This is a genomic window from Cellulomonas citrea, from assembly GCF_009829685.1.
GTDB classification, from domain to species: Bacteria; Actinomycetota; Actinomycetes; order Actinomycetales; family Cellulomonadaceae; genus Cellulomonas; species Cellulomonas citrea.
This window is the reverse complement of record NZ_VWSD01000126.1, coordinates 1-8,737: the sequence shown is the minus strand read 5'-3', so window position 1 is coordinate 8,737 and position 8,737 is coordinate 1. Positions and strand designations below refer to the sequence as shown.

Annotated in this window: 9 protein-coding genes; 2 read left to right on the top strand and 7 right to left on the bottom strand. The window is 73.6% G+C overall.

The window, feature by feature from the left end; genetic code table 11:
• The 5 genes from F2B26_RS12510 to F2B26_RS12490 all read right to left on the bottom strand — a co-directional run.
• Nucleotides 1-376 (bottom strand): amidohydrolase family protein (locus F2B26_RS12510; protein WP_201292724.1); only part of this gene is annotated, 376 nt, incomplete at its 3' end.
• Nucleotides 373-1,278, bottom strand: coding sequence for a phosphoribosylaminoimidazolesuccinocarboxamide synthase (locus tag F2B26_RS12505; protein ID WP_235929653.1), 906 nt, complete (start codon nt 1,276-1,278; stop codon nt 373-375). The genes F2B26_RS12505 and F2B26_RS12510, both read right to left, overlap by 4 nt.
• A 77-nt stretch (nt 1,279-1,355) precedes the next feature.
• Entirely contained in the window at nt 1,356-2,126 is a 771-nt protein-coding gene (gene ddaH, locus F2B26_RS12500) for a dimethylargininase (protein ID WP_328698678.1), read from the bottom strand.
• Nucleotides 2,126-3,421 carry a phosphoribosylamine--glycine ligase gene (gene purD, locus F2B26_RS12495; RefSeq protein ID WP_159809855.1) on the bottom strand — a complete coding sequence of 432 codons (1,296 nt, stop codon included), beginning with the start codon at nt 3,419-3,421 and terminating at the stop codon, nt 2,126-2,128. Before purD ends, ddaH begins: the two co-directional genes overlap by 1 nt.
• Nucleotides 3,422-3,511: 90 nt before the next feature.
• Nucleotides 3,512-3,994 carry a hypothetical protein gene (locus F2B26_RS12490; RefSeq protein WP_159809853.1) on the bottom strand — a complete coding sequence of 161 codons (483 nt, stop codon included), beginning with the start codon at nt 3,992-3,994 and terminating at the stop codon, nt 3,512-3,514.
• 56 nt (nt 3,995-4,050) lie between these two features.
• Here F2B26_RS12490 and F2B26_RS12485 point away from each other — a divergent pair, with 56 nt between their 5' ends.
• Nucleotides 4,051-4,665: a mycothiol-dependent nitroreductase Rv2466c family protein gene (locus F2B26_RS12485; protein WP_159809851.1), complete on the top strand. Its 615-nt coding sequence runs from the start codon at nt 4,051-4,053 to the stop codon at nt 4,663-4,665.
• Nucleotides 4,666-4,705: 40 nt separating this feature from the next.
• On the opposite strand, the gene F2B26_RS12480 is transcribed toward F2B26_RS12485, so the two are convergent.
• On the bottom strand, nt 4,706-6,604 hold the full coding sequence (locus F2B26_RS12480; protein WP_159809849.1) for a phosphoenolpyruvate carboxykinase (GTP): 1,899 nt from the start codon (nt 6,602-6,604) through the stop codon (nt 4,706-4,708).
• Nucleotides 6,605-6,799: 195 nt separating this feature from the next.
• Nucleotides 6,800-7,381 (bottom strand): winged helix-turn-helix domain-containing protein, encoded by a 582-nt coding sequence (locus F2B26_RS12475; protein WP_159809847.1) that lies wholly within the window; start codon nt 7,379-7,381, stop codon nt 6,800-6,802.
• 72 nt (nt 7,382-7,453) lie between these two features.
• On the opposite strand from F2B26_RS12475, the gene F2B26_RS12470 reads away from it, so the two are divergent.
• The coding region (locus F2B26_RS12470) for an MFS transporter (protein ID WP_235929652.1) at nt 7,454-8,737 on the top strand (1,284 nt) is incomplete at its 3' end.

Below are 8,737 nucleotides of genomic sequence, written 5' to 3'. Positions count from 1 at the left end.
GCCGCTCGCCCGCGACGGCGTCGAGCAGCGCCGCGCTCGGCACATCGGGCCACAGCGCGTCCCGGAACCCGCGTCCCACGAGGGCCGCGCCCGGCGCGGGCGGGGACTGGACCAGCCGCTCGGCGACCATCGCGACGGCCTGCGCGGCGGACAGCGCCTCGGCCAGGTCGAGCCGGTCGCGGGTCAGGGCCCACTGGGTGACGTGCACGTGCTGGTCCCACAGCCCCGGCAGCACCCAGCGCCCGTCGAGGTCGACCTGCTCGACGTGCGACGGCACTGACCCGGTCGCCGCGACCTTCCCGTCGGCCAGCAGCAGGTCGACCGGCGCGGACGAGCCCAGCAGCCGGGCCCGACGCAGGACCAGCGGGTCGGTCACAGCGACAGCGTGCGTCCGGTGAGCCGTTCGAACGCCTCCAGGTAGCGCTGCTGGGTGCGCTCGACGACCTCGTCCGGCAGCGGCGGCGGCGGGGTGTCGGAGGCGCGGTCCCAGCCGGAGGCCCGGGAGGTCAGCCAGTCGCGCACGTACTGCTTGTCGAAGCTCGGCTGCGGGTGCCCGGGCTCCCAGGCGAGCCGCGGCCAGAACCGCGAGGAGTCGGGGGTGAGCACCTCGTCGCCCAGCGTCACGGCGCCCTCGGCGTCGGTGCCGAACTCCAGCTTGGTGTCGGCCAGCACGAGGCCGCGCTCGCGGGCGATGCCCTCGGCGCGTTCGTAGACCTCGAGCGTGAGCCTGCGCAGGGTCTCCGCCGGGCCCTGGCCGATCTGCTCGGCGACCTGCTCGAAGGAGACGTTCTCGTCGTGGTCACCCAGGGCGGCCTTGGTGGCCGGGGTGAAGATCGGGGTCGGCAGCTGCGAGCCGTCGAGCAGACCCTCCGGCAGGGCGATCCCGGTGACCGACCCGGTCTGCTGGTACTCGGCCAGGCCGGAGCCGGTGAGGTACCCGCGCACCACGCACTCGACGGGGTACATGTCGAGGCGGCGGCAGATCATGGCGCGTCCGGCGACGGCCTCGGGGACCCGGGTGGAGACCACATGGTTCGGCACCACGTCGATGAGCTGGGCGAACCACCACAGCGAGAGCTGGGTGAGCACGATGCCCTTGCCGGGGATGCCGGGGGACAGCACGTGGTCGTACGCCGAGATCCGGTCGGAGGCGACGACGAGCACGACGTCGCCGTGCAGCTGGCGGATGACCGCACCGTCGTGGGACTTGTCCGGGACGTACAGGTCCCGCACCTTGCCTGTGGAGAGGTGGGCCCAGCCGGGCAGCTCGTCGGTCACGGCCCCTAGCGAACCACTTCGGGCCGCTGCGGGAGAAACCGCTCGACGTCCGGGATGCGCCCGTCCGGACGATCCGGTCAGCGCAGGTGCCGCAGCCGCACGGACATGCAGGTGACGCAGCCCTCGAGCTTCTCGAACTCGCCGATCTGCACGGTCCGGACCTGGTAGCCCAGGTCGGCGAGCAGGGCGGCGGTGCGCGGTGCGGAGGCCGACATGAGCAGCCGGTCCTCGCCGAGGTCGACGACGGCCGCCCCCTCGGGCTCGGGCACCGGCAGGAACCGCTCGAACAGCCCGGGCGAGTCGACGAACGGCTCGAACCCGATGACGGTGCCGTCGGGCAGTGCGGTGACGGCGGTCTTGAGGTGCAGCACGGTGGTGACCGGCACCGCGACGACCTTCTTGCCGAGCGGGCGCAGCAGCCCGCGCAGCGCGGCGACCCCGCCCGCGTCGGTGCGGTCGCTGCGCCCGACGTAGACCGTGTCGCCGATCTTGAGCACGTCGCCGCCCTCGAGCGTGACGTCGTCCTCGACCGGCAGCAGGTTCATCCCCAGGTCGGCCAGCAGCGTGGCGACCCCGGCGGTCTCACCGCGCCGGGAGGCGCGGGCCGGCCGGGTGATGACGGCCTGGGCGCCGACGGCCACGGCGGTGTCCTCGATGAACACCGCGTCCGGGCAGTCGTCGGCGGGCGGTGCCTCGACGGTGCGCCAGCCCGCCTCGTGCAGGGCCTCGACGTACCCGTGCCACTGGGCGAGCGCCAGGTCCAGGTCGACGGGGATCCGTTCGATGTGCTCGACCAGCCCGTCGGCGAGCAGCGGTCCGGGCCGACGGACGACGGCGACGGCGTTCATCAGGCGTCCTTCCCCTCGGTGGACGCATCGCCGGACGCCTCGGCGGCGGCGCGGGCGGCGATGTCGGTGCGGTGCTGACCGCCGTCGAGGCCGATCCGGTCGACCCCGGCGTAGGCGGTGGCGCGGGCCTCGGTCAGTGTCGCCCCGGTGCCGACGACGGACAGCACGCGCCCGCCGGCGCTCACCAGCGCGTCGTCGTGCAGCGCGGTGCCGGCGTGCAGCACGTGCACGCCGGGCAGCGCACCGGCCTGGGCGACCCCGGTGAGCCGGTCGCCGCTGCGGGCCTGCGTCGGGTAGCCGGCCGACGCGATGACGACGGTGACCGCCGCGCCGTCGTCCCAGGTCAGCGGGCCGAAGGCGGCGAGCTCGCCGGTGGCGCAGGCCTGCAGCAGCCCGGCCAGCGGGGTGCGCAGCCGGGCAAGCACCACCTGCGTCTCGGGGTCGCCGAACCGGGCGTTGAACTCCACCACCCGCATCCCGCGCGAGGTGAGAGCGAGCCCGCAGTACAGGACACCGGCGAACGGGGTGCCGCGGCGGGCCATCTCGGCGACCGTGGGCCGGGCGACGGTCTCGACGACTTCGGCGACCAGGCCGTCCGGGGCCCACGGCAGCGGGCTGTAGGCGCCCATGCCACCGGTGTTGGGTCCGGCGTCGGCGTCGAAGATGCGCTTGAAGTCCTGCGCTGGCACGAGCGGGACGACGTCGGTCCCGTCGGACAGCACGAACAGCGAGACCTCGGGGCCGTCGAGGTACTCCTCGACCACCACCGAGCCGCCGGGCTTGGCCAGGCAGGCGCGGGCGTGCTCGAGCGCGGCCTCGCGGTCGTCGGTGACGACGACGCCCTTGCCGGCGGCCAGCCCGTCCTCCTTGACGACGTGCGGGGCACCGAACTCGGTGAGCGCGGCGGCCACCTGCTCGACGGTCGCGCAGGTGCGGGAGGCTGCGGTCGGCACCCCGGCGGCGGCCATCACCTCCTTGGCGAACGCCTTGGAGCCCTCGAGCCGGGCGGCTGCCGCGGACGGTCCGAACACCGCGATCCCGGCGGCGCGCACGGCGTCGGCGACCCCGGCGACCAGGGGCGCCTCCGGTCCGACGATGACGAGGTCGACACCCAGCGCGGTGGCCAGCGCGGCGACGGCGGCCGGGTCGAGCGGGTCGACGTCGTGCAGCCTCGCCAGCTCCCCGATGCCGGGGTTGCCGGGGGCGGCGTGCAGCCCGGTGACGGCCGGGTCGGCGGCCAGGGCTCGGACGAGGGCGTGCTCACGGGCGCCGGTCCCGACGACGAGGATCTCCACGGCGGTCGAGCCTACCGAGCCCGTGCGCACCGGGTCGGTGACGTCCGCGGCGAGACGGCCGGCGTACCGGGGCAGCCTTCTGAACCGGACTCAGGCCCCCACAGCCGGCGAGAGCGGGACGTCGAGGACCTGCGAGGCCACCTGCGCGTGGCGGTACGCCCTCGTCCGTGCGAGCGGGATCCACCCCTGGTACGCGGCCATCGCCCCGACACTCGCCTGTGAACCGTCGGTGAGTGCGAAGTCGACGGTGAGTGCGTCGCCGACCATCGCGGACACCTCGGCGATCCCGACTGCGCTGACCTGGTCGCGCCGTAGCCGTCGGGTCCGCACCATTCCGTGCAGCGCGACCGCGTCGGAGGTGACTCGGATGCGCAGCAGGAGCCCGCGAGCCGTCACCCATGCCCCGACCGCGCACAGGGGCACTCCGAAGAGTGCGGCGACGAGGGGACCGGACCCGGGGTCGTAGAAGTAGGAGCTCCCGATGAGCAACGAGAGCACTCCGAGGACGACGATCACCGCGCTCGCCCATGGTGACCGCAGCGTGACGGCCCCGTGGGTCCGCCTGCTCTGCATCCGGCGAGACTAGCGGGAGTCCGGCACCGCACACGTGGGCCACCTAGCATCGCGCCATGACTGCCGCCGTGGACCTGTACGTCGACCCGCTGTGCCCGTTCGCGTGGGTGACCTCGCGCTGGATCCTGGAGGCGGCGACCCAGCGTCCGATGGTGCTCACCTTCAAGGTGATGTCGCTGTCGGTGCTCAACGAGCACAGGGAGGGCCTGTCGGCGGGCTACCGCGCGATGCTCGACGACGGCTGGGGCCCGGTGCGGCTGCTCGTCGCCGCGCAGGCGCGGTACGGCGACGACGCCGTGCGTGACCTGTACTCGGCGCTCGGCCGTCGCCACCACGACGAGCACCGGCCTTACGACCGCGACCTCTTCGTCGAGGCGCTGGCCGAGCTGGGGCTGGACGAGGCGCTCGCGGACGCCGCCGACGACCCGGCCTGGGACACCGCGGTGCGGGCCAGCCACCACGAGGGGATGGACCCGGTGGGCGACGACGTCGGCACGCCCACGTTCCACGTGGACGGGGTGGCGTTCTTCGGCCCGGTGCTCACCCGGGTGCCCCGGGGCCCGCTCGCCGGTGAGCTGTTCGACGCGGCGGTGACGCTCGCGCGGTTCCCGCACTTCTTCGAGCTCAAGCGCAGCCGCACGGAGGACCCGAGCGCCACCGCACCGGCGTGAGGCGCGCACCCGGACCAGGTGCGCGCCTCACGCCGGGGGCTCAGGCCTGGATGGCCTGCAGGCGTTCGCGCAGGCCGGCGAGCTGGTCGCGCAGCTCGGCCGGCACCTTGTCGCCGAACTTGGCGAAGTACTCCTGCGTGAGGTCGGACTCGGCGAGCCAGGCCTCCGGGTCGACCCGGAACAGCTCCTCGAGGGCGCCCTCGGGCAGCTCGAGCCCGGTGAGGTCGAGCTCGCCGTCGGCCGGGATGATGCCGATCGGGTTCTCGGTGCCGGTGGCGACGCCCTCGATCCGGTCGAGCGCCCACGCCACCACGCGGGAGTTCTCGCCGTACCCGGGCCAGAGGAACGTCTTGTCGGCGCCCTTGCGGAACCAGTTGACGCCGTAGATCGCCGGCAGCCGCACGCCCTTGGCGGCCAGCTGCTCGCCGAGCTCGAGCCAGTGGCCCCAGTAGTCGGCCATGTCGTAGCCGCAGAACGGCAGCATGGCGAACGGGTCGCGGCGCAGCACGCCGACGGGTCCCTCGGCGGCGGCGGTCTGCTCGGAGGCGACGGTCGCGCCGATGAACACCCCGTGCGCCCAGTCCCGTGCGGCCACGACGAGCGGCACGTTGGTGGCCCGGCGCCCGCCGAACAGGATGGCGTCGATCGGCACACCGGCCGGCGCCTCCCAGTCGTCGGCGATGATCGGGCACTGGTCGGCCGCGACCGTGAACCGGCTGTTGGGGTGCGCGGCGGGGCGGTCCGCGTCGGGCGTCCAGTCGTTGCCCTGCCAGTCGATGAGGTGCGCGGGGGCCTCGTCGGTGAGGCCCTCCCACCACACGTCGCCGTCGTCGGTGAGCGCGACGTTGGTGAACAGCACGTCGTGCTCGAGCGTGTCGATGGCGGTCGGGTTGGTGGAGACCCCGGTGCCGGGGGCGACGCCGAAGAACCCGGCCTCGGGGTTGATCGCGCGCAGCCGGCCGTCGGTGCCAGGGCCGCCGGGGCGCAGCCAGGCGATGTCGTCGCCGATGGTCTCGACCTGCCAGCCCGGCAGGGTCGGGCGGAGCATCGCGAGGTTCGTCTTGCCGCAGGCCGAGGGGAACGCGGCGCACACGTGGTACGTCTTCCCGGCCGGTGAGGTGACCTTGAGGATGAGCATGTGCTCGGCGAGCCAGCCCTCGTCGCGCGCCATCACCGAGGCGATCCGCAGCGCGAAGCACTTCTTGCCGAGCAGCGCGTTGCCGCCGTAGCCCGAGCCGTAGGACCAGATCTCGCGGGTCTCGGGGAACTGGACGATGTACTTGGTCGACGAGCACGGCCACGCGACGTCCTCGCGGCGGTTGCCGTCGGAGTCCACGAGCGGCATGCCGACGGAGTGCAGCGCCGGGACGAAGAACCCGTCGGTGCCCAGCAGCTCGAGGACCGCGGTGCCGACCCGGGTCATGATGAGCATGGAGACCACGACGTAGGGGGAGTCCGTGACCTCGACGCCGAGCTGGGAGATGGGACCGCCGAGCGGGCCCATCGAGAACGGGATGACGTACATGGTGCGGCCGCGCATGGAGCCGGCGAAGACGCCGGTGAGCTCGGTGCGCATCTCGGCGGGGTCGCGCCAGTTGTTGGTCGGGCCGGCGTCGGCGGCGTCCTTGCTGCAGATGAACGTGCGGTCCTCGACGCGGGCCACGTCGCGCGGGTCCGAGCGCGCGAGGTAGCTGCCGGGGCGACGCAACGGGTTGAGCTTGAGCAGCGTCCCGTCGGCGACCATCTGGTCGATGAGGGCCTGACGTTGAGCCTGGGAGCCGTCGACCCAGACGACCTCGTCGGGCTGGGTGAGCGCGGCGACCTCGCCGAGCCAGCTCAGCAGACGGGCGTGGCCCGGGCCCGCCGGGGCCGGCGGCACCACCGCGGCGGGCGCGGGTTCGGTATCGAAGGCCGTGGGCACGGAGGTGGTGGACGTCATCGAAGGGCTCCTGAGTGGTGTCGGCTGACTCAGCATCGTCACGGTTCTTCTACGATGACGCCCTCTGGGCGGGAGATGACCCGAGAGGCGTTCCGAAGAAGGGCCGTCCTTCTGCCCGACACAAGAGGATGCGAACGACGGTCACGCCTGTGTGAGCCGGGTCACGGGAAGTGTGGCATAGCCCGGCACGCTGCGTCAGGGAAGCGGGAAGCCGTCCAGGTAGATCCGGACCCGTCGTGCCTCGCCCTCGGGGCCGTTCGGATGGGCGGCCTTGGCCGCATCGGCATGGCGTTGGATCGTGGCGAAGGCCTCGTCGAGAGCGGCATCCAGCTCGGCCGGTGTCATCGTCGTGGTGGTGGACGAGAAGCCGATCGCGGTCTGCCAGGCGTCGGTAGGCAGCGCCCGGATGACGGCGCCGAGGGCCTGGGTCCGTTCGGCGAGCATGTGCTGCAGGACGGTGTCGGTCTGGGTCTTGAGCGAGGCGTCGTGCAGCACCGTCGGGTCGTCCATGGCGAAGCCGACGGTCCGCCACCAGCGCTCGCGGCCGCCGGTGTGCGTCGGGTCGTCCTCGACCAGGCCGTGCTTGGCGAGCTGGCGCAGGTGGTAGCTGGTGACGCCGCTGGACTCGCCGAGCCGTTCGCCGAGCTGGGTCGCGGTCGCTGAGCCGTGGTCGCGCAGGGCGTCGTACATCGCCATCCGCAGCGGGTGCGCGAACGCCTTGAGGGCCTGCGCGCCGATGGAGCGCGTGGCAGCCGTCTCGGTCTTGCCCTCGGTCATGTGCAGAGGTACCTTTGCAGAGATTTGTTTGCAGAACTCTCTTTGCCGAGCCCAGCCTACCGGGAGACGCCCATGGCGCAGCGGACCAGCACCGACACCTCGGACGAGGCGGCACCCGCCGTCCCGGACCTGGCGGGTATGGGTGTGCCGGGCGAGGTCGCCACCCCCGACACCGCGACTCCGGCTGACGGAGCCCCGACCCGTCCGCCGCTCGGCCGCCGGTTCGCGGCGCACCTGACGGCCACCGGGCTGGCCAACCTCGGCGACGGGATCGTGTCGACCGGTGCCCCGCTGGTCGCGCTCACGCTCACCCGCTCACCCGTGCAGATCGGGCTGCTCACCGCCGCGGCCTGGCTGCCCTGGCTGCTGCTCGGCCTGGTCGCGGGCGTGCTCGTCGACCGGCACGACCGGCGCGACACCCGGGCGGTGGCCCTGGGGGCCCGGGCCGTGCTGCTCGGCGCCGGGACCGTCGTCGCGGTCAGCGGCCGGCTCACCATGACCGTCCTGGTGCTGCTCGTGCTGGCGTACGGCGTCACCGAGGTGTTCGCCGACCTCGCGGCGTCCTCGATCGTGCCCGACCTGGTCCCCGCCTCGCGCCTGCCCGAGGCCAACGGCCGCACGATGGCCGTCGAGCAGGTGCTCAACACCTTCGTCGGCGCGCCGATCGCCGGTGGGCTGCTCGCCCTGGGGACGGGGTGGGTGCTCGGCCTGCCCGCCGGGATGGCCGTGGCCGCCGTCGTCGTCACGCTGGTCGGTGTGCGCGGGCGGTACCGGCACGCGCCCGACCCGGCCCGCAGCACCGGCTGGGCCCAGGTGTCCGACGGGGTGCGCTTCCTCGCGGGGCACCCCGTGCTGCGGCCCATCGTGCTCGCCGGGGCCGTGATGAACATGGCGACCACCGCCTACTTCGCGCTCTTCGTGCTGTGGGCCGTCGGCTCCGGGTCGGCGCTCGGGCTCACCTCGGCGACCTACCCGCTGCTCACGGCCGTGCTCGCGGTGGGCGCCGTCGGCGGGTCGGTGGTGGCCGGGCAGGTCGCGCGCCGGTGCGGTGAGGTCGTGGCGATGATCGGCTCGTGGGCTCTGTGCGGGGCGCTGCTCGTGGTCCCCGTGCTGCTGCCGCACGTCGCCGTCACGGCGGCCGCCATCCTGGTGCTGGGCGCCGCGTCGACCGTCGGCAACGTGCTGTCGATGTCCCTGCGGCAGCGGCTGGTCCCTGCGTCGATGCTGGGCCGGGTCGGCGCCAGCGGGGTCTCGCCGTCGACCAGGCGGACGCCATCGATCTCGCGCAGCTTCCCCAGGTCGACCCCCGGGTCCTGGGCCCGCAGCACGATCGCCTCGACGAAGGCCTTGGGACCG

Coding starts and splice junctions, on each gene's coding strand:
- ddaH (WP_328698678.1), bottom strand. CDS start 2,126: ATGAACGCCGTCGCCGTCGTCCGTCGGCCCGGACCGCTGCTCGCCGAC.
- F2B26_RS12490 (WP_159809853.1), bottom strand. CDS start 3,994: ATGCAGAGCAGGCGGACCCACGGGGCCGTCACGCTGCGGTCACCATGG.
- F2B26_RS12485 (WP_159809851.1), top strand. CDS start 4,051: ATGACTGCCGCCGTGGACCTGTACGTCGACCCGCTGTGCCCGTTCGCG.
- F2B26_RS12480 (WP_159809849.1), bottom strand. CDS start 6,604: ATGACGTCCACCACCTCCGTGCCCACGGCCTTCGATACCGAACCCGCG.
- F2B26_RS12475 (WP_159809847.1), bottom strand. CDS start 7,381: ATGACCGAGGGCAAGACCGAGACGGCTGCCACGCGCTCCATCGGCGCG.